The organism is Cellulosilyticum lentocellum DSM 5427, from assembly GCF_000178835.2.
Classification (GTDB): domain Bacteria; phylum Bacillota; class Clostridia; order Lachnospirales; family Cellulosilyticaceae; genus Cellulosilyticum; species Cellulosilyticum lentocellum.
This window is the reverse complement of sequence record NC_015275.1, coordinates 3,134,901-3,155,557: the sequence shown is the minus strand read 5'-3', so window position 1 is coordinate 3,155,557 and position 20,657 is coordinate 3,134,901. Positions and strand designations below refer to the sequence as shown.

Genomic DNA, 20,657 nt, shown 5'->3' with positions numbered 1-20,657 from the left:
GCATATAATGAAAACTTCAGATTTTTACTTTCATCTTCCAGAAGAGCAAATTGCTCAGGTACCACTTAAAGATAGAACGACTTCACGTTTAATGGTACTAGATCAAAAGACAGGTGAAATCGAACATAAACATTTTTATGATATTAAAGCGTATTTAAAACCAGGAGATTGTTTGGTATTAAATGATACAAGAGTTATTCCAGCTAGATTATTTGGAGCTAGACCTTCGGGTGGAAAAGTAGAATTTTTACTTTTGACAAGAAAAGAAGAAAAACGTTGGGAAGTACTAGTGAAGCCAGGTAAAAAAGCCAAAATAGGTGATGAGATTATTTTTGGAGAAGGACTATTAAAAGCTAAGGTTGAAGAAATCATCGAAGATGGTAAACGTATTGTACGCTTTGAATACGAAGGCATTTTTGAAGAAGTATTAGATGCCCTTGGAGAAATGCCACTGCCACCTTATATTCATGAAAAGCTAGAAGATAAAGAACGTTATCAAACGGTGTATTCTAAACATGAGGGAAGCGCAGCTGCACCAACGGCAGGGCTTCATTTTACCAAAGAACTACTAAAAGAGATTGAAGAAATGGGTGTCAAGATTGCTTATGTGACGCTTCATGTAGGTTTAGGAACCTTTAGACCTGTTAAGGTTGAGGATGTGCTAAATCATGAGATGCATTCAGAGTATTACAGCATAGATGAAGAAAATGCTACTATTATTAATAAGGTAAAGGCAGAGGGTGGACGTGTTATTGCAGTTGGAACAACGAGTACACGTACTTTAGAATCCAATGCAGATGAAAAAGGCCTCATTAAAGCAGGTAGTGGTTGGACAAATATTTTCATTTATCCAGGATATACCTTTAAATGTGTGGAAGAACTTATTACGAATTTCCACTTACCAGAGTCCACACTGATTATGTTAGTCAGTGCTTTAGCCGGTAAAGAAGCAATTTTAAATGCATACAATACAGCAGTTAATGAAGGCTATCGTTTCTTTAGTTTTGGGGATGCCATGTTGATAAAATAGGAAAGACATCTTAGAAATGTGGACAGTAGTCCGCTTTCTTTTTGAATAAAAGGGCTCTTCATAGGTAGAGGATATGTTAGAGTGCCATAGAAAAAGGAAGGATTGGGGAGAATGAGTAGATTAAAAGAAAATTATCAAGTAGATTTTGATGTCGTAGATTTTACTGGGAAATTAAGTATTAATGGCTTATGTAGCTATATGCAGACTGTAGCAGCAAAGCATGCTACAAAATTAGGGATTAACTTTTATAAGAATGGAGAAAAGCCAACTTACTATTGGATCTTATCACGAGTAAAATATGAAATTGATACTTATCCAAGATGGGAAGATTTGGTGTCTTTAGAAACTTACCCAGGAGGTTATGAGAAGCTTTTTGCAGTTAGACTTTTTGATTTGACAGATGAAAAGGGAGAACTCATTGGGCGTATAACAGGAGATTATTTATTAATGGATGCTGAAAAAGGACGTCCTGTCAGAATAAAAGGTGCAACAGGTCCATTATCCGTTTTAGATTTTCCTTATGAAGGCAGAAAAATAGATAAAATAGAAGTACCTGAGGTAGTTTTAAGAGAGCAAATACGTAAAGCTTACTATTCAGAGTTAGATTTAAATGGTCATATGAATAATGCACATTATATTAGATGGACTGTAGATATGTTACCTCTAGAGGTTTTAAAAGAAAATGAGATAGTAAGCCTTCAAATTAATTATAATGCTTCTATTACTTATGGCGTTGAAACAAAACTCATTATCGGCAAGAATGAGGCTGGAAATTACTTGGTAGCAGGAAATAGTCTAGATGATTCAGTGAATTATTTTACTTCGGAAATCATTTTAAGAAAGAATAAATAGAGGAGAGTTTATTTTCTATTTATAGCATAGGATATTTTAAAGGGAGTGCTGTTTATTGCTAAGCACTCCCTTGATTAGTTTAAGGTAAAAGTTCTGCTTGTAATAAAGCTAGGCCATCATAATCTGAGAGCCCTACGCAAAACACAGATGTTTTGGTGGTAAGGCTATAAATAGAGACATAATGGCGATATATAGGATGTTCTTGGTCATAGGTAATCGTATAAAGTAAATCATTTTGTATAAAGCTATTAATCAAACTTAAATCAGTGCTGGGTAAAGTTAAACTACCTGTATCTAAGAGTTCTAATTGTGAATTGACTAAGGCGTAAAGAAGTGTACCGTTTTGTATGGTTAAGGCACCGATAATGTTTTTAGAAGAAATAATCTGTTCAGGTGTAAAAGATAGGTCTAAGCTTTTTAGACCAGTAGAGGTTAAAAATTTAAGGCCGTTCTTATGGGTGAAGATAGCATTGCCAGAAGTATCTAAGGCATATTGCTTACTAGATAAAGCGGTAGTATCTGTTGTTAAAGCACCAACTAGCGTTAAATCTAAGGTAGAAGGAGAGAAGGCATAAAGTCTAGCTTTTAAATTGTTAACACCAGCTGTAAGGATGTAATAAATATTATTTACCTCTTGAATATGATAAACATATTGAGGGTTATAAGCTTCTTCGCTTTTAATATGAGGTACACTAATTTCTAGGGTATTTAAGTTAACAAAGTAAAGAGCATTTACACCCTCGCTAGATGAAACAAAAGCAAAGTCTCCAACTTCTTGATAATGATAAAAATAAGTAAGTGGGGCTAAAGACTGTTCTTGCCTATAGGTATTGACTGACTCTAATAAGCGCTTATTTGTTTCTTGAGGTAAAAAGCCTTCTGTATAAGGAGCTAGTGCTTCGTTATTAACACTTAAATCATGAGACGTGAGCAAAAGACTTTTTAAGTGCTCCATGGCAGGATCAGCATAAAAAAGCTTTAGTTGGAAGCTTTGATCTTCTTGTAATTGGTTAAAGAAAATAGTTTCTTTAACGCTTCCTTCAGATGAAGAAAACGCTGAAAATTTATGAGCGCAGATAATAGCGAGTAAACTGGCTAATAATAAGGTGATGCATAAACTGATTTTTTTCTTCATGTTACCACACCTCATTAGGATTAAAACCATAAATTTGTAACAGTTCTAATAAAGGACTCATAGCCATGTTTTTAGGTGAAACAAAAAGACCGCCTGTGGCATCTAAATCATAGCCAAAATGATTAAAAGCTTGCCATACCAGCAAAGAACAGTGAGTTTCATAGGGCTCTTCACCTTGGTTTTTATCAGCTAGTATATTGTAAGGCAAACCCTTTAAATGGGTGGCCGCATACTCAGCAATATCATCCAAAGTACTTTGTGGGACATCTTTGAGTCTGAGCATTTTAACGGTAGGATAGTACTGCCATTTAGAAATAGGCTGTTCCATACTGTAAGTACCTGGGTTAAGTGCTTCTAAAGTAATACCTCTTACTTCATCAATAACAATACCAGCATGTCCATGTCGCCAATTGGCTGTATAGGTAGACTGAGTAAGGAGCACATAGCCATTATGATAAGGTCCTAGTTGAAAACCAGATTGGCTGGCGTCTAGTATTTCAGAAGTTGTAACAGGAGGCAGGTATTCACTGGTGACAGATACTTCTTTTAAATAGTTGTCTTGAAATAATTCCATTTTTTCTATAAAATTGGGCATAGTGCGCATTTCATCAATCAGTGGCTTAGTTACCCCAGTTTGTTCAAACAGTGTATTGTAGTCAGCTTCTGTAAAAGTGCTTTGGTTTAAGATAGGAGTTAAATCTTGTTTTTGAACTTGTGGCACATAACGTGGATGTGTACGAAGATAAAAACCACATAAAACATAAACGCTTATGAATGTTATAAAAAATAAAATAAGAAAAGTTTTCAGTTTCAACGTTATTCACCACCTTTATCGAGTCTTGTTTAGTCTACAAAAAGTATTGTATCATAAAAAAACTAGAAACATAAACAAAGTTCTTATTTTAGAGGGGTCTAACAGTATTTGAAATTTAGAAATTACTATCAGCTAGAAGTGGAGGACTTATGCTCAGTATTGTTGTTACTATTGTACTGATTCTCAATTTATTTGCTATTATCGCCGTTATTTTTTTAGAAAGGCGTAATCCTGTGACGACTATGGCGTGGTTATTAGCCTTAACCACTATGCCTTTGGTGGGCTTTTTCTTATACCTACTATTTGGAAGAGGGTTTACCAGTAAGAAAGCATTAAGTCTTCAGAAACAAGAAGAACGTTTTGTAAAACGTATTGTAGACCGTCAATTAGGAGATTTAAGTGGTGGGAGGGAAGTCAATGCCACTTATAAGCAATTGATGCAAATGAATTTAAAAGTAGATCAAGCTCTATGCACTAATAATAATGAAGTCAAGATTTATACAGATGGAAAAGAAAAATATGAAGATTTATTAAGGGATTTACAAGAAGCTAAGCAGTATATTCACCTTTTATATTTCATTATAGGTAATGATCAAATTGGAGAAGCTGTTTTTAAGGTTTTAAAAGCTAAGAAGGAAGAAGGGTTAGAGGTTAATGTACTTTTTGATGCTTTAGGACAAGTGAAAGATTCAATGAAGGTTTATAAAAAGTATAAAAAAGCAGGCATAGAAGTTAATATGTTTTCACCTCTTAAAGCTACTGCTAGTTTAAAAGCGAATTATCGTAATCACAGAAAGCTTGTGATTATAGATGGAGAGATTGGCTATATAGGTGGTATGAATTTATCAGATAGCTATCAAGGAATGGATAAGAGATTAAAGCCTTGGAGAGATACACATCTTCGTATTGTAGGAGGAGCGGTTGCTTTAATGGAAATGCGTTTCATATTAGACTATAGACACGTTTCGGGGAGAAGAATGGAGCATATGGTCAAGTATTTTCAAAGAAAAGAGCATTTTACAGGGACTGTTCCTATTCAAATTGTATCTAGTGGACCTCATGAAACAACTGAAAATATTAAGCTTACCTATGTTAAAATGATTCAGAGTGCAGAAAATTATGTTTATATTCAAACTCCATACTTTATACCGGATGCATCTTTTTTAGATGCCATACGTATAGCGTGTTACTCGGGAAATGATGTGAGGATTATGATTCCTGGGCTTCCTGATAAACGCTTTGTTTACAAAGGAACTTTATCTTATGTAGAAGAGTTGTTAGAGATGGGAGCAAGAGTTTTTTGTTATAATGGTTTCTTACATGCTAAGGCTATTGTAGTAGATGACAAAATGTGTTCTATTGGAAGTGCCAATATGGATATTAGAAGCTTTAAGATTAGCTTTGAATCTAATGCCATTATGTATGACCAAGGGGTAGCAGAAGCTTATAGAGTCATTTTTCTAGAGGATGAAAAGCATTGCAAAGAGATTTTACTAGAAGAATTTAAGAAAAGAAGCTGGTTTGAACGCATAGAAGAATCTCTTAGTAGGCTATTGTCACCACTCTTGTAGAGAATGTTATTTGCTAAGAAGCCTAAGATAGTGCTACAATAAACAGGATAAAATAAAGAAAATAAGGAGGGAACACATGAAAATATTAATAGATGGTGATGGTTGTCCAGTCATTGACCTTACCTTAGAGGTGGCTAGATGCTATGCTATAGAGGTTATTATTTTTTGTGATACCTCTCATCATATTGAAAAGCCAGGAGCTATAACAAAAGTAGTGACAAAAGGTAGTGACGCCGTAGACTTTGTATTAGTCAACGATACAAAAGAAGGTGATTTAGTTATTACTCAGGATTATGGACTAGCAGCTATGGCCTTAGCTAAAAAAGCTAAGGCTATGAATCAAAATGGTCTTGTTTTTTCAGATGATAATCTATCTACTTTACTTTTTAGTAGACATATAGCCAAAGAAGTAAGAAGACAAGGCGGAAGAACAAAAGGTCCAAAGAAAAGAGATCCTAAGCAAAATGAAGCTTTTAAAGCTAGTTTAATAAAGGTTATTGAAGCGCAATGATAGATGTGAAGATTGCTTTTGATAATAATCATGTACGTCAAGTAGTTGCTAAAGTAAGCAAACATGAAACAAATAGGAATGAGGAATTAAAATGAGTAGTCCAAAAGAAACGATTATTAAAGAGATTTTAAGCATTAGAAGAAGATTAAGTAAAGTACCAACAGATGAAACGAGAGAGATTGAACTTTTTGAAGAACAAATGAGTAAGGCAATGAGACGAGTAGATCAAACCAGCTATTTAGCTAAGAAGTTTGATATGAGGGAGCTGGAAGCGATTAAGGAAGCTTATCGTTCACTTTAAATAAAGTTAATGGTTAAGGAGAGGAATCATGAAATATAGGGTACCTAGTTATTTTGACACCTTTAGGTGTATAGGTGGTGTCTGCCAGGATACTTGCTGCGCAGGTTGGTATATTGCCATTGATGAAGCAACTTATAAAAAATATAAAAAGGTAAAAGACCCTGTGATGAAAAAGCGTTTAGATAAAGAATTAGTTGCTAAGAAGGGGCCGGTTAGTAGCGAACATGTAGCTAAGATTAAACTTAAGAATAACCGTTGTGCTTTCTTATCTTCAGAGGGACTTTGTGACCTTTACACTCATTTGGGAGAGCAGTACTTAAGTCAAACGTGTCAGCTCTATCCACGTACCTTTAATCAGGTCAATGATACCTTAGAGTGTTCTTTAGCATTATCTTGTCCGGAAGCAGCCAGAAGAATTTTGTTAAATCCAGAGGGAATCACCTTTAAGGAAGAAGAGCGAGCTGAGAAGCAAGTGGTGATTAGTGCAAGGCTTACCGTTAATCCACAAAAACCAAAAGGTTATCAGGATTACCTTTTAGAGATAAGACAGTTCCTTATTGAACGCTTACAAAAGCGAGAAGATCCTTTTCAACTTCGTTTCTTAAAATTAGAAGCTTATATGAGAGAGTTAGATCATTTAGTGAGAATAGGGGCCTTAAAGAAAATACCAAGTTTTATTCAAGAGAGGACATTTAATGAAAGGCAAAATAAAACCATAGTGTCTGAGGCTAGTTATGATGAGCGTGCATATGTCATCTTACTAGATGCTTTAAAAAGCATGAGAAACGGTAAAAAGTGGCCTTCACCTTCCTATGAAGCCTTTTATGAAGAGATGCTACAAGGTTTAGACAAAGAAGGTGGTTTTAATAAGCAACAATTTGAAAAAGGTTGCCAGATTTATGAAGAAACCTTCTTAAATTCCTATAGCTATATACTGGAGAACTACTTTGTGAATTATATTTATGAACGAGCCGTGCCTTTGGATGGAGAAACTCTATTACAAAGCTTAGCTTATTTAAAAACCTATAAGCAGCTTATAGAATTACATCTTATTGGGTTAGTGCTTCATCATGAATCACTAACCAAGGAAAAAGTCGTTAACTTTTTACAAGCTTTCACCAAGGTTTTTGATCATAATGAGCTCTATAGAAAGCAATTGATAAAAGCTATAGAAAATAAGTAAAAGTTGAAAGATGAATAAGAATAAGGAGCAAGTAACACTAGAAACAAATAAGAAAGGACAAAAGGCGTGGAAAATCTTAAAGAGCAAAATTTAATGGGATTAAGCCCAGAAGAATTATTAGCAAGTATTCATGGACAAGCACTAACTACAAAGAAAAGTATTTTAGATTATATGGATAAGCTGAAAAGATTAAGCAAAACAGCGTTAGATGAAAAGCAATTGAAAGAGAGCTATAACTTAATTGAGGAAGCTATTAAAGCGATGTCGGAACAAGTGAAGCCTAACACCATTGTGTATCTTAAAAATGAATTAAAGACAAAGCTAGGTAAATATTCAGGTATGCAAGTAGGACGTGAAAATGCTTTTTTAAACTTTTTCAAGGAAACCTATGATACAGCCAAGAAAACAAAGGAATATACATGGGTATTAGCCGATCTCACTAAAATCCGTGAGCAACAAATTTTAGATACTTTAAAGACTATTAATACGTACTGCTTTAAGAATAAATTAACTCAAGGTGAAAAGAAAGATATTTATCCTATGCTGGAACGTATTGTAGATACACAAAATGTAAGGTACATTAATCAGCTTAGAAGTATGGAAGGAATTAGAAAAGCTTTTCGTATAAAAGTGGTTGAAGAGGATCAGAAGTTTAAAATTATAAAGATTAAATAATAAGATTAAAAGAGTAAAATAAACCTAGAGATAGCTTTAATGACAAAAAGCTATCTTTTTTAATCCTTTTTATTAAATAAATCTAAAGTTTAGCCGTGGTCCACATAATATGATTATAATAAAAAGTGGGATCATAAAGAGAAGAGGGCTTATCATGGAGGATAAATGGCTAGAACAACTTAAAGAGGAGAAGAATAAAGCAATAAGATGGGATATACTTAATATGATTCTGGCTATAGGTGTACTTTTAATAGCACAGCTCATAGGGAATAGTATTATCAAATTTGGGCTTCAATTAATGCCGGGCCTGTATAGTTATTTACCATTATTACTAGGAATTAATTTAATAATAAATGCAAGTTTAATGATTTTTTTGATTTATTTAAGTGTGAAATGCATAGAAGGAAAAGGGCTAACGAGTTTAGGTTTGATTTTTAGTCACAAGACCATACAAAGTTATGGAAAAGGCATTTTGACAGGGACGATGATGCTACTTGTGGTAGTGGCTATTGTAGCATTAGGAGGGGGAATAAGTTTTGAAATAAGAGGCATTGATCCCTCTCAGATTTTATCTTTTGGGGTCGTTATACTTGCATGGATGATACAAGGAGCCTCAGAGGAAATTCTCATTAGAGGATATCTTTTACCAAGAATAGGTACAAGAAGAGGTTTTGCTACAGGTATTGTTGTATCCTCTGTATGCTTTGGAATGCTACATCTTTTTAACAGTGGTAGTAGTGTAATTGCCATTTTAAATATTAGCTTAACGGGTATTTTTTTGGCACTGTACACGCTCAGAACGGGAAATCTGTGGATTGCATGTGGATGGCATACAGCTTGGAATTTTGTCCAAGGAAATATACTTGGTTTAAATGTTAGTGGCAATCCTATAGGGGTTACAGGTGAACTGATAAGAGGAACTATGGAAAGTCGCAATACGCTTTTGACAGGGGGAGAATTTGGAATAGAAGCAAGTTTAGCTACAACTCTTGTTATGTTAGCAGCTATTATTATCAATTTGTTTTGGTATACTGAGGAAAGGGTAGAAGAGACGAGTAGATAATTAACTGGAGAGATAGGTAAATAAAAAGGTGCTGATGCAAAATAGAATAGTTGCATCAGCACCTTTTAGGTAATAGTAAATTGGTGATTAAATGATTTATAATGAGGATTATTTCTTTGAATAAAGTGCTTTAATATGGTCCATATTAGCACCTAAATCACATAAAATAAGGTCAGCTAGGGTAAGAGCGGCCATTGATTCTACAACGACGACAGCTCTAGGTACAATAACTGGATCATGTCTACCATGAATTTCGATTTGTGTATTTTTCCCAGAAGTATTAATGGTTTGCTGTGCCTTAGCAATAGAAGGTGTTGGTTTGAAGTGCGCTTTAAAAATGAGATTACTACCATCAGACATACCACCTAGTGTGCCGCCTGAATGATTCGTATGTTTATTTACCTTTCCATCTGTACTGTAAAAGGCATCATTATACTCAGAACCTAACATTTTAGCTGCTTCAATACCGCTTCCCATTTCAAAAGCTTTAACAGCTCCAATTCCCATAATGGCATAAGCTAGCCTAGCATCGAGTTTATCAAAGACTGTTTCGCCAATACCAGGTTTTAAACCTGTAATTAAACATTCGACAACACCACCTACAGAGTCACAGTTAGCTTTAGCTTCAGCAATAAATGCGAGTGCTTCTTCGGCTACTTGGTTACTTGGCATATTAACAGGATTTTCTCTGCATTCATCTAGGCAAAAAGCTTCAGGTGCAACAGTGATAGGACCAATAGCGCGCGTATAAGCTGTAACAGTAATACCTAACGCCTCTAAGAATTTCTTAGCAATAGCACCTGCAGCAACTCTGGCTACTGTTTCACGGCCAGAGGAACGTCCACCACCTCTATAATCACGAATGCCATATTTTTGATCAAAAGTAAAATCAGCATGAGAAGGACGATAAACATCTTTAATTTGAGTATAATCATGGGACTTTTGATTACCATTACGAATAAGTAGAGCAATAGGTGTACCTGTTGTTTTACCCTCAAATATACCAGAAAGGATTTCTACCTGATCATCCTCTTTGCGAGCCGTTGCCACTTTAGGATTACCAGGCTTACGCCTGTCCATATTCTTCATAATATCTTCTAATGCAATAGGTATATTAGAAGGGCAGCCATCTACTACTACACCTAAGGCTTCCCCGTGGGATTCCCCAAATGTAGAAATGCGAAACATTTTACCGAATATTGAACCTGACATGAAGATGCCCCCTTTATAAAAATTTTGAAATATAAATCATTTTATCAGAGGGTTACATATTCTTCAATAATAATTGTTTAATATTCGCGAAAAATGCTAAAAATAAAGTAGGCACTTATTGAAAAGAAATACATTTTCCTGTAAACTGATTAAAGAGTATGGAAAGATAGGAGACACCCCATGTATGAATTACTAAAAGTAGAGGGACGTGCAAAAAGAGGTAGATTTCATACACCACATGGTGTTATTGAGACCCCAGTGTTTATGAATGTTGCCACAGTAGCCGCTATTAAAGGAGCCTTATCTACAGAAGATTTAGAGACAATAGATACCCAGGTTGTATTATCCAATACGTATCATTTACATCTTAGACCAGGAGATAAGCTGATTAAAGAATTAGGCGGTCTTCATAAGTTTATGGTATGTAATAAACCCATTTTAACGGATTCAGGTGGATTTCAAGTATTTTCACTTGCTGCCATGCGTAAAATCAAAGAAGAAGGCGTATACTTTTCTTCACATATAGATGGTCGTAAAATTTTTATGGGACCAGAAGAAAGTATGCAAATTCAATCTAATCTTGGCTCAACTATAGCCATGGCATTTGATGAATGTCCACCAGCCCTTGCAGATCGTGCTTATATTATGCCTTCTGTAGAACGTACTACCAGATGGCTTAAACGCTGTATGGATGAGATGAATCGTTTAAATAGCCTAGAAGATACTGTGAATAAACAGCAAATGTTATTTGGTATTAACCAAGGTGGTATTTTGCCAGATGTACGTATTGAACATGCAAAGATTATTAGTGAGTTTGACCTTCCAGGTTATGCTGTAGGTGGACTAGCTGTAGGAGAATCTCATGAGGATATGTATCATGTGTTAGAAGCTGTTGTACCATACTTACCACAAAATAAGCCAACTTATTTAATGGGGGTAGGAACACCAGAGAATATCCTAGAAGCTGTTGATAGAGGAATTGACTTCTTCGACTGTGTATTGCCAGCTAGAAATGGTCGTCATGGACATGTTTATACCAATGAAGGTAAATTAAATTTATTTAATCAAAAACATGAAAAAGATATGGGGCCTATTGCAGCAGATTGTAAGTGTCCAACTTGTCAGAAATATAGTAGAGCTTACATTAGACATTTATTAAAAGCGAAAGAAATGTTAGGCATGCGCTTATGTGTGATGCATAATCTGCATTATTTTAACAACCTTATGACTGAGATTCGTGACGCATTAGACAAAGGCGAATTTGCAGCTTACAAGAAAATGCGTTTAGAAGGCTATAAAAATAATAAATAAATGGAGGAAGACAAATGAACACAGTATTATTAACAACAACTGCAGGTGCTGGTGGTGGATTAATGAGTATGCTATTAATTTACGCCGTTATTATTGGTGTAATGTGGTTTATCTTAATTAGACCACAAAAGAAACAACAAAAACAAGTTGAAGAAATGCAAAATAGTGTAAAGATTGGCGATACTATTCTTCTTAACTCTGGACTATATGGTAAAGTTGTAGACATTATCAATGATACTTTTATTGTTGAATTTGGTCTTAACAAAAGTGTACGTATTCCAGTGGTAAGATCAACTGTTGCACGTGTTGCAGAGCCAAACTTAACAGTAGGTAAAAAAGCTGATTTAGTTGACGATGACGGTACAGAATATGAATATGTAGAAGTAGAAGTAGAAGTAGATGAAAACGGCAACGAAATTGGTGAAGTAAAAAAATAATAAAGTAAGCTAGAGGCGTATAAACCATGTTTATACGCCTTTTATAGTAAACGCACTTGACTTTTAAATCTTACAGATGTAATATTTGATAAAAGATTAATTTGAATAAAATTAATATTCGATAGTTAATCTTTTTTTGCATTTAAGTCTTACAAATGTAAGACTTAAATGCGCACTGTAATAAGGGATAAAAAATATATATACGTGGTCAGGTGAAGAAAAGATGAAAAACAAATGGGTTAGCTTATTGGGTATTTTAGGAATCCTACTGCTAGGAGGTTGTGCTGAAAGAAGACCTCCCTCAGGTGAAATAGTAAGTGAAACATTAACTGGGCGAGAGGTAGAAGTGGTGGAATATGATGATACAGTAGAACAAGAAAATTATAACCTCATAATAGAACCGGAAGAAAAGCAAAAAATAGAAAAAGAAGCAGTGCAGGTGGCTTTACTTTATAAAACTATTTATAAGGCAGCTGATAAGGGAGAGTCATATAATGTAGTGATTTCAGAAGAAATCGTTGAAGAAATTAAAGAATGTCTAGCTAGAAAGAATAAGGTTGTTATAGATGATGCTGGGCATTTTAATATGGCAAATAGTAAGCTTGCTCAAGTATTTTGTGAAGCAGCACTTTCAGGAGAGGAGGCTGAGGTAACCATTTATGAACTTCATAGAAATGGTGGATATTCAAGATTAGATTTTCATGTAAAAAATAAACAAATGGATTTAATGGTAGTAAGTGTTGAGTGGAACGAATCTATAGAACCTCAGGTAACTTATATGGAAAAATATCAGTTGAAGAACTGGAAGTATACAGACAAAGGATATTTGATTTATGAAAGATATTTTTCACCGTTTATAGAATGTAGTGGCTATAATATTCTTCGAGTTAGACCACTAAAAGAAGAATACCTAGAGCTTACTAATGCGTATATAAGGCCTATTGGATATCAAGGTAATAATTTGTTTTTAGCGAATTGGAACAAAGAGGATATGACACCCATTGCTTTTAATGATGTATTTGAGTATTTTTACTATTTAAGAAAGGGAGAATCTATATATGTAGAGCGTTACAAGAAGGGTATCCCTGAGCTAGAATTTGAAACTATTTTATGTACTTATCTTCCTATTACGGGAGAAGAGGTAAAAAAATTCGCTTATTATGATCAGCAGACAAAATATTATAAGTGGCAAGTATTAGGTTGTGCAAATTATACGGCTACGCCAAAAGGTTACCCTGTTCCAGAGGTAATTGACTGTATAAGAAACAAGGATGGAAGTATAACATTAACGGTAGATGCTTTATGGGAAGAATATGGTACAGATTGTGCATTTACACATGAAGTGACTATTGTGCCTCAATCTGATGGTAACTTTTGTTATATAGGAAATAGCATACAACCAAAAGGAAATCAAATCATTCCAGTTTATAGAAATAGGATAAAAATAGATTAAATTAAAGAAGGTGAGATTTTGAAAAGATTAAAACGAATGATTATACTATTAGTATGCTTAACGGGTTGCAGTGGGTTAAGCCTACAGGAAAATGAAGCAATCTTAGAGGAACAATATACTGAAGAAATACAGCCAGAATATGTAAAGCTTCCTATGAGTGAAGAGGAGAAAAGGATTTGCAGTGAAGAGGTACTTGAAATAGCTAACCTTTATCGGGTGTTTTACCGGTCTAATCCTTTTATTAGTGAAGAGCAAATTAAAGAGATTGTGGAAATAGTTGGAGAGGCAGGAATCCCTGTTACAGATAGTGATAATAAGGTAAATATGAAAAATCCTCAGATTATAGAATCTTTTTGTAAAGAGGTAGAGGCAGGAGAAGATACTAAGGCTACTTTGTATAGGGTAACAATTGATGGTGGTATCGTGAGATTAGATTTTAATAAGGAAGAAGACAGTATGAGTGTGATGCAAACGGTTGTAAGTTGGAATGAGTCTAAGGAACCAGAAATCACTTATATGGAAAAATTTATAATCTATCAATGGCAATATACAAGGAAAGGATATTTGCTTTATAAACGCTCATATGAGTCTCTTGCACCTTTTGGCATGGATTATAATGATGGTTATGAAGCTATTAGAGTCATACCATTAAGGGATGAATATCGCCAGTTATGTAAAAAGTATATTGAGTCTATAGGATATGAAAATAATAATTTGTTTTTAACGAACTGGAATGAAAATGATTTAGGAGGACTCCAATTCAATGATTTATTTGAGAAGCTTTATTACTTAAAAACGGGTCATTGGATTAAGCTAGAAGATTATACTAAAGGGATAGAAACCGAAGTTTTTGAGGAACTTATCATGACTTATTTTGATATTTCAAAGGCAGAGATCAGAAGAAATGCCCTCTATGATGAGGTGCTTAAAAAGTATATTTGGTATAGTCGCTCTGCTGGTGAATATACTTTTCAAACACCACCACTACCAGAGGTTATAGATTGCATCAAGCATCAGGATGGGACTTTAACATTAGTAGTAGATGCCATTTGGCCACAACATAGTACAGATAGTGCCTTTACTCATGAAGTAACCATTAGATTGAAGGAGCAAGGTAGATTCGTTTATGTATCTAATAGTTTAAAAGCTTCAGAAGAAGATATTTATCCAGCTTACATACCTAGAACAAAGGAAGATAGTACCATTATCTACAAAAACGAATAAATGGAGGTTAAGAGGCTTCATATAAGCCTTTTTCCTTTAAAATAGAAATGGCAATGTCGGCAGCACGGGCTCCATCAGCATACTCTTTACTTGCTATATGGGTGGCAAAGATATAAGCTTTGCCACTTTTTTCTATGTACCCCATAAACCAACCACTTATATCCTTATCATTAACACGTCCAGTTCCCGTTTTACCTGAAAGAATATAAGTGGAAGACTCAGAAATTTTAATGGCTTGTTTTAAAGTAAGAATGTCTTTGGGATTAAAAGCTAAATCCTGCTTATAAAAAGCAGTTAGAAGCTGAACTTGTTCCAAAGGAGAAATTTTGAGGGAAGAATTTAACCAAAAGGTATCCATTCCACCCGATAAATCTTCATTACCATAGTGTAGCTTTTTAAGATAAGTAGCAAGTTTTGATGCACCTAGGGCTGTATCTAAGTCTTGAAAATACCAATTAACTGAATAATTCATAGCAGAAATTAGTGTCTGGTCTTGGTTCCAAGTTTCAAAAGGATAAATAGTGCCATCCCAAATACGTTTTGAATGTTCAGGAGTTATAGTATTGGCATCTAAAGCAAAGAGAGCGCTATAGAGCTTATACGTAGAATTGGGAGAAGTTCTTTCTAAAGCATGGGTTTTGTTGTAAATAGAATAAGTATCCTCTTCAAGGTCATATAGAACAAAAGTACCTATATAATCACCAAAAAAAGCATGTAAATCTTCTTCCTTAACATTGCTTGAACCAAAGTTAAAAGCTACCTTATTAGAAATAGGTCTGGCAATAAGTGGAAGTGTTTGTAGGGTAATCAAAACAACTAAGCCAAAAATAAAATAACTTTTTACCTTAAGTTTTTTTGAGGGTGATTGATAATGGGTAATATGAATAATTCGCTTTTTAAGTAAGTCTTTGCCTTGGCTCAGATTAGTTCTAGGTGCCAATGGATAGGAATGAGCTTGATCGGCAAAGTGAATCAGGGTATAGCCGTAGTCAGCATATTGATCTTCTTCTAAGCCATTGAGTACAGAAGAGTCACAGACTAATTCACGGTCTAGCTTCATTTCTTTTAAGGCGTAAAGAATCAAGGGATGAAACCAATAAATTATGGTTAAAGCTGATATGATGTAATTTATTAAGATATCCTTATGTTTATAGTGTTGTAATTCATGAAGAAAAATGTAACGTACTTCTTGTATTGAGTAAGATTGAGTAAGACTATGGGGTAAAATGATTTTAGGTTTTAGTAATCCTATTAAAATTGGACTTTTAATAGAACTACTTAATCTAAGATCAATGAATGACGTGATTCCTAATTCCTGTTTACAAGTAGCCAATAAAGAAATAAGAGCGGAATCTGTGACGGGTTTTAAATACTTTTGTTTTTGATAAAAACGCTTATGATAGCATATAGCAATTAAAACAAGAAGTAAAATACCTGAGAGCCATATAACTTCAAAGCTAGTGATCAAAAGGTCGGGTAGCTGCTTGTCTGTAGAAATAGAAAAATCTTGTAATAAGCGTTGATTAATTATAGATAAGGTTTGCTTAGAATAATTTCCATACTCAGAGTATGTTGTAGAATCGCTAAAACTAAAAGGTAATAAGGTTCGTATATTCCAGTAAAAGAAGGTGTTCGGAATAAAGGGCACTAGTAAAGTAAAACAAAGGATAAAATCTAGATAATATTGAAATGTTGTAGAAAGCTGATTTTTAAAGAGGTATTTAACTAATAAAATACCTCCTATAAAAAAAGAAAGTAAAAAGCAGCAAACTAAAAAGTGAATAGAAAAAGGTAAGTACATTTTCTAATCTCCTTTCTCTTTTCTTGTATTTAAAATCTGTTTTAATGTGTGAATTTCTTCTTGAGAAAGTTTATCATTTTCTAAAAAGTTAAGAACCATCGCATTTAAAGCACCGTTATAAAAACGATTGAGGAAAGAAGTGCTTTCCTTATTTAAATAATCTTCTTGTCTAACTAAGGGAGTATAAACAAATACACGACTATTTTTTTCGTAAGTTAATACTTTTTTCTTAACTAAACGAAGAAGCATGGTTTGAATGGTCTTAGGACTCCATGATGTAGTGGATGAAAGTTTATCAATAACATCATTGGTACTAATAGGTGCATAGTTCCAAATGACTTTCATAACTTCATATTCGGCTTCAGAAATTTGGGGTATTGAATTCAAAAATAATAACCTCCTTAATCTTACATATGTAATAGATAAATAAATTATAGGCTTACTTTTTCTACTATGTCAATCATTAGGAATGAAATGAATGGTTTAAATGCAGTGATATTAAAATTTTGAAAAATGTAAAATATGTGTCATTTACGATATAAAAGTCAGAGTAAGCCTATAAAAAATGATAGTAGCTTAAACAGGGTAAAAGAAGAATAGAATAATCCATAAAGTAAATAAGGATATGGTGGATTTGTGTTTATAAATTTCAAGAGTAAGATTAATCATATTAAGATACAATATATAGATAAAAACAAACAAAAAAATGAGACTTATACAGTAAAAAATTGGATAAAATAAATAAAAATATTCATTTTCAATTCATATTTTATTAATAAAGGTAGTGTAATATAAGTATCAAGCAAGGGAATTAATCTTTTGCTTACAAAATCTCCCCATAATATATCTATTTTCCTGTTTATAAAATATGAACGGAACGAGAGAGGAAGCCAATCCCCAATGGCTTCCTCTCTTTACTTTTTATTGATAGTCAATGATTTGGGGGAAATAAGAATAATCAAAATAATTGATAAATTACATACAAATACTATTTATTCTTAACAAATTCCCAACAAGGAATTTTAAATATTAACCATGATAATCAATGAGTTAGAAGACTACATATTTTTTGTAAGAATATAAAAAAGTTGTCCATAAAAGACAACTACTGAATTTTATTGGGTGCTTTAGCGTAACAAAACCCCTAGTTCTACTAGGGGTAAATAAAAATACTTTAGTATATAAAACCTCCTATTATAATAGAATGTGGGTTTGAACATCCCCATTGATATCTATAGTTATTATAGTAATCCATATACTCATCAATCATAATAGTAAACAGTCGCATGTGTACTTCATCGAAAAATACTAACGTTTTTTGATGAAAAAATTAGAAAGTTGTAAACTTAAGGACAAGGAAAGAATACTATATAGTACAAATATATAATAAGAAAGGGGTTTTATCAATGAAAAAAGACGACTGTTATGACGATTATGCTTACGAGGGGAGAAATTGCTGTTATAAAGTAAAAGATGTTGATATTCGACTTACTAGATTAGAACAGCAACAAAAGCAATTCCAAGCTCAAGTTCAAGCTCAGTTACAAAAAATGGAACAAAAGCAAGAACAATTCCAAGCTCAACTTCAAACCCAAGCTCAACTCCAAGCTCAGCTTCAAGCCCAATTACAGGCAGTTGAACAGAATCAAGCCCAACTTCAAGCCCAACTCAATGCCCAAGCACAAGTCCAAGCCCAGCTTCAAGCCCAACTCAATGCTCAAGCTCAAGTTCAAGCCCAGCTTCAAGCCCAACTCAATGCTCAAGCTCAAGTTCAAGCCCAGCTTCAAGCCCAACTCAATGCTCAAGCTCAAGTTCAAGCCCAGCTTCAAGCTCAACTTAATGCTCAAGCACAAGCGCAAGTTCAGGGGCAAGCAGCTTCACAAAATGATTCAGAGACAAATAGTATAGATACACCTAATACTAGCACTATAGATAATAGGTTTGTAATTCGTATTAATGTTGGTGGTTCAACTTCCACTGCAGACCCTGATAATGATATAGTTCCTGTTCAAGTAGGGGTACCGGTTCAAGTATCAGATGCTAGTGGTGGAACAGGTGGTACAGCTCAACAAGGTCAAGGTCAGGGGCAAGGGCAAGGACAAGGACAAGATCAAAGTATACTCTAATAAAATTTAATATTCTGTAGGCAATGATATAAATATAAGAAGAGATATACAGGAAATGAAAGATTTTCTCTTGAATTTACTCCTAGGTAAACCGTTAGATTTACCGTTTTCTAACCTGATAGCAGATGAGAAGGTGGACAATGCCCACCCTGTATTTCCACATCTCTGGAAAACTATTGTATTATTTCCCTTACACGGAATGGGAGGTTTGGTCAGTAGGCTTATCAGATAATTGTAGGTAGAGTATAGAGATTGGATAAGGCTGATGTACAGTTTTGGATAACGCACGTCGTAGAAGGTCATTTTATCAGGCAAAGTAAAAGAAAACTCGTAAGTTTTTGATTACCAATGACTTACGAGTTTTTGCTGTTTATACAGTAGGACAATAAATTTTATGTTGAAAGTTGATGAATTATCCATGCTATATGCTTAAATATTAATGATCCCAATAAGAGATTTATTAAATAGATTGAGGATTTAATAAATGTTGGCATAAATTAGTAACTAATATAAACATTACATTACTAATACATATCCTAAGATCAAGTTTATGCATTAAAAGGTAAGATGTTTCTAAATAAAAAAAGCCCCTAAATATAGGGGGTAAGATAGAAAAGGAGTGTCTTATATATTATATGCATTAATCTATTACATGATTCGACTTGTAATAAAGATTGTTAAATTAATCTAAATTGCAATAACAAATTGAACTAACTGTGCTCTTTTATTTCACCACTAAAATTATACGGCATAAATAATATCAGTTCATCTTCGAATAGTTCCTTGGGAGTATGATAATTGAGGAGTTTTCTTGGGAGGGTGTTACACCAGCTCTCAATGAAAGCAATATCATCCGCACTATATCCATTTATAGCTACCCCTTTTGGAAGAAAACGCCTTAACATCCCGTTATGCCTTTCATTAGTACCTCGTTCACATGATGCATAGGGATGGGTAAAGTATACCTTTACAGAAGCTTCTTGTTCTATTTTAAATAGTTGAGCAAACTCCTGACCGTTATCACTGGTAATACTTTTAAAGACTTGATTAAACTGTTTACCATAGTACTCTTTGAGGTTAGATAGTTCTTTTAAAACGGTATGAGATGTCTTAGACTCAATTTTACGAACGATATAATGCCTTGTTTTTCGTTCAGCCAAAGTAAGGAGAACACTATCATTTTTATCCTTAGTACCGATGACAGTATCTATTTCCCAGTGGCCAAATTCTTCTCTAGTGTCAATACTAGCTGGTCTTTCTTTGATGCTTATACCCAGAATACGTCTATTCGTACGAACTCGCTTAGGTTTGGTATTTCTCCTGAGTTTCATAGGTAAATTCACGTTACAGATTTCCAGCAAACCTAGATCAATGTAATTATAGAGCGCCTTTGTACAAACCATTTCACAACGAGTGAAAAGTTGATTAAGGATAGCATATCCAACGCAGGCATCTATAGACCATTTATTCAATTTCATTGTTGTGCACACGTAGGATACGAAATCATTACAAGATAGGCGTTTGAATTTGGGACAGCAATGTGTACGATGTTGAAGGTAAATGCGCTCACCTGCATCTGCGAGATAAAGTTGTACTTTACGACCTTGTTTAATTTGTGTAACAGTGCATCTTGCGATTTCATTGCGAATTGTATTAGAGGCGCGGCCTAACTCTTTGGCAATTTTGTATGGCGAAAAGTCATCTTTTAGTCGAATCTGGATTGTCATACGTTCTTCGAAGTTTAGATGTTTATGTCTACGTGGATTTGTAGTATTAATAGGGTAGTCCATAGTGATTATCTTTTCATGTTTGATTGTGTTGTGGTGATTCAATCTTAACACAGGATAAAGCCTACGGATTTTTTATTTAGTTCAATTTCATTTTACAATTAAGGGTAATTAATATTTGATAAGTTTCTATTTAAAATAATTCAGGTGTACTTAAATAAAAGAATAGTT

General features: G+C 34.1%; 19 protein-coding genes. 13 read left to right on the top strand and 6 right to left on the bottom strand.

Translation table 11 applies throughout. From position 1 onward, the window contains the following. Positions 1–7: 7 nt before the first annotated feature. Positions 8–1,030, top strand: coding sequence for a tRNA preQ1(34) S-adenosylmethionine ribosyltransferase-isomerase QueA (gene queA / locus CLOLE_RS14530; protein WP_013657889.1), 1,023 nt, complete (start codon positions 8–10; stop codon positions 1,028–1,030). Between the two features lie 111 nt (positions 1,031–1,141). After that, positions 1,142–1,882 carry an acyl-[acyl-carrier-protein] thioesterase gene (locus tag CLOLE_RS14525; protein ID WP_013657888.1) on the top strand — a complete coding sequence of 247 codons (741 nt, stop codon included), beginning with the start codon at positions 1,142–1,144 and terminating at the stop codon, positions 1,880–1,882. Between the two features lie 79 nt (positions 1,883–1,961). On the opposite strand, the gene CLOLE_RS14520 is transcribed toward CLOLE_RS14525, so the two are convergent. Both CLOLE_RS14520 and CLOLE_RS14515 read right to left on the bottom strand, forming a co-directional pair. After that, entirely contained in the window at positions 1,962–3,017 is a 1,056-nt protein-coding gene (locus CLOLE_RS14520; protein ID WP_013657887.1) for a hypothetical protein, read from the bottom strand. 1 nt (position 3,018) lies between these two features. Next, positions 3,019–3,831 (bottom strand): hypothetical protein, encoded by an 813-nt coding sequence (locus CLOLE_RS14515; RefSeq protein ID WP_013657886.1) that lies wholly within the window; start codon positions 3,829–3,831, stop codon positions 3,019–3,021. A gap of 149 nt (positions 3,832–3,980) precedes the next feature. Between CLOLE_RS14515 and cls the strand changes: the two genes are divergently transcribed. From cls to CLOLE_RS14485, 6 genes are all read left to right on the top strand, one after another. Then, entirely contained in the window at positions 3,981–5,402 is a 1,422-nt protein-coding gene (gene cls / locus CLOLE_RS14510; RefSeq protein WP_013657885.1) for a cardiolipin synthase, read from the top strand. Positions 5,403–5,478: 76 nt separating this feature from the next. Next, positions 5,479–5,913, top strand: a complete 435-nt coding sequence (locus tag CLOLE_RS14505; protein ID WP_013657884.1) for a YaiI/YqxD family protein — start codon at positions 5,479–5,481, stop codon at positions 5,911–5,913. A gap of 91 nt (positions 5,914–6,004) precedes the next feature. Next, positions 6,005–6,214, top strand: coding sequence for a hypothetical protein (locus tag CLOLE_RS14500; RefSeq protein WP_013657882.1), 210 nt, complete (start codon positions 6,005–6,007; stop codon positions 6,212–6,214). 28 nt (positions 6,215–6,242) lie between these two features. Then, positions 6,243–7,397, top strand: a complete 1,155-nt coding sequence (gene fliB, locus CLOLE_RS14495) for a flagellin lysine-N-methylase (protein ID WP_013657881.1) — start codon at positions 6,243–6,245, stop codon at positions 7,395–7,397. A gap of 66 nt (positions 7,398–7,463) precedes the next feature. Further along, the gene (locus CLOLE_RS14490) at positions 7,464–8,072 is read left to right on the top strand and encodes a hypothetical protein (protein ID WP_013657880.1); all 609 of its coding nucleotides are present in this window, start codon (positions 7,464–7,466) and stop codon (positions 8,070–8,072) included. Positions 8,073–8,226: 154 nt separating this feature from the next. Then, complete coding sequence (locus CLOLE_RS14485; RefSeq protein WP_013657879.1) at positions 8,227–9,135, top strand: CPBP family intramembrane glutamic endopeptidase; 909 nt, start codon at positions 8,227–8,229, stop codon at positions 9,133–9,135. A 108-nt stretch (positions 9,136–9,243) separates the two neighbouring features. On the opposite strand, the gene aroC is transcribed toward CLOLE_RS14485, so the two are convergent. Then, a complete protein-coding gene (gene aroC, locus CLOLE_RS14480; protein WP_013657878.1) occupies positions 9,244–10,347 on the bottom strand; it encodes a chorismate synthase in 1,104 nt (367 codons plus the stop codon). A gap of 180 nt (positions 10,348–10,527) precedes the next feature. On the opposite strand from aroC, the gene tgt reads away from it, so the two are divergent. The 4 genes from tgt to CLOLE_RS14460 all read left to right on the top strand — a co-directional run bounded on the left by tgt (position 10,528) and on the right by CLOLE_RS14460 (position 14,772). After that, positions 10,528–11,658 (top strand): tRNA guanosine(34) transglycosylase Tgt, encoded by a 1,131-nt coding sequence (gene tgt, locus CLOLE_RS14475; protein WP_013657877.1) that lies wholly within the window; start codon positions 10,528–10,530, stop codon positions 11,656–11,658. A gap of 14 nt (positions 11,659–11,672) precedes the next feature. Then, positions 11,673–12,095: a preprotein translocase subunit YajC gene (gene yajC, locus CLOLE_RS14470; RefSeq protein WP_013657876.1), complete on the top strand. Its 423-nt coding sequence runs from the start codon at positions 11,673–11,675 to the stop codon at positions 12,093–12,095. A 223-nt stretch (positions 12,096–12,318) separates the two neighbouring features. Further along, entirely contained in the window at positions 12,319–13,548 is a 1,230-nt protein-coding gene (locus tag CLOLE_RS14465; protein WP_013657875.1) for a DUF6070 family protein, read from the top strand. 18 nt (positions 13,549–13,566) lie between these two features. Then, positions 13,567–14,772 (top strand): DUF6070 family protein, encoded by a 1,206-nt coding sequence (locus tag CLOLE_RS14460; protein WP_013657874.1) that lies wholly within the window; start codon positions 13,567–13,569, stop codon positions 14,770–14,772. 7 nt (positions 14,773–14,779) lie between these two features. Here CLOLE_RS14460 and CLOLE_RS14455 read toward each other — a convergent pair whose 3' ends face one another. Next, positions 14,780–16,573: a BlaR1 family beta-lactam sensor/signal transducer gene (locus tag CLOLE_RS14455; protein ID WP_013657873.1), complete on the bottom strand. Its 1,794-nt coding sequence runs from the start codon at positions 16,571–16,573 to the stop codon at positions 14,780–14,782. A gap of 3 nt (positions 16,574–16,576) precedes the next feature. After that, complete coding sequence (locus CLOLE_RS14450; RefSeq protein ID WP_013657872.1) at positions 16,577–16,960, bottom strand: BlaI/MecI/CopY family transcriptional regulator; 384 nt, start codon at positions 16,958–16,960, stop codon at positions 16,577–16,579. Positions 16,961–17,979: 1,019 nt separating this feature from the next. Here CLOLE_RS14450 and CLOLE_RS23110 point away from each other — a divergent pair. Then, positions 17,980–18,699, top strand: a complete 720-nt coding sequence (locus tag CLOLE_RS23110) for a hypothetical protein (protein WP_041713031.1) — start codon at positions 17,980–17,982, stop codon at positions 18,697–18,699. A 710-nt stretch (positions 18,700–19,409) separates the two neighbouring features. On the opposite strand, the gene CLOLE_RS14440 is transcribed toward CLOLE_RS23110, so the two are convergent. Beyond that, entirely contained in the window at positions 19,410–20,489 is a 1,080-nt protein-coding gene (locus tag CLOLE_RS14440) for an IS30 family transposase (protein ID WP_041713030.1), read from the bottom strand. Positions 20,490–20,657: the final 168 nt, after the last annotated feature.